Source organism: Chryseobacterium potabilaquae (assembly GCF_902728265.1).
Taxonomy (GTDB): domain Bacteria; phylum Bacteroidota; class Bacteroidia; order Flavobacteriales; family Weeksellaceae; genus Chryseobacterium; species Chryseobacterium potabilaquae.
On record NZ_CACVBR010000111.1, the window covers coordinates 1 to 894 of the forward strand.

General features: G+C 32.7%; 1 protein-coding gene. It reads right to left on the bottom strand.

Annotated elements, in window-relative coordinates:
* Positions 1 to 731 (bottom strand): glycosyltransferase (locus CHRY9293_RS18385; RefSeq protein WP_228455606.1); only part of this gene is annotated, 731 nt, incomplete at its 3' end.
* Positions 732 to 894 lie beyond the last annotated feature (163 nt).

Consider the following 894-nt stretch of genomic DNA (forward strand, 5'->3'; position numbering starts at 1 on the left):
TCTTTAGAAGTGAAAAGATAGATATTGGTAAGCTGAAGATAATCTAGCAGCTCATCTAAAGGCAGATACTGGTTGATAAAGTAAGTATGTTTTTCCAGATGAAGTCTCTTAACAGTATGCTGTAAAAAATCACGGTACTTTTCTCCTTCATATTTAATGATGCCGGGGTGTGTCTTTCCAATAATCAGAAATATCACATCCGGATTTTGGGAGACGATTTCAGGGAGTGCTTCCAAAGTGGTTTCAATATTTTTACCAGAACCCAGTAAACCAAATGTGGAAAGTATTTTTTTATCTTTAAATCCATATTTTGTTTTTAGTGAAATTTTATCGATAAATGGAAGTAAATGGGTACCGTGGGGTATCACTTTAATTTTATCATATGAAATATCATAATCATTGGCCAGGACATCCGCAGAAATACCAGTCATTACAATAATAGATTTTACAAAATTGCTGATTTCTTTTACCTTTTCTTTTAATTCCGGATCCGGCTTCGGTAGAACTGTGTGAAAAGTAATGATGAGATCTTTTTCTAAATTTTGAAGAAAAAGAATTAATCCGTTTGGGGTTTCGTTGAAAAATCCAAATTCATGCTGGAGCATAACCAGTTGAATATTGTTATTTTTGTTGATTTTATCAGCAAGCTCCAAATAAGATATGGCATCGGATGTATTTAAGCGATATTCAGGATCTTCTTCATATTGATAATGCTCATCCTCAGTTTCCATTGGGCAGATAATGATGCTAAATGATTCTCTAAATTTTAACTTAAGGGATTGTATCAAATCCTGACAATATGTTGCAATACCGCATAACTTAGGAGGAAAAGTACTTATAAAGATAATTTCAGGTTTATGATAAATTGTGTTTTTGTTACTTTGTACAGTTCGT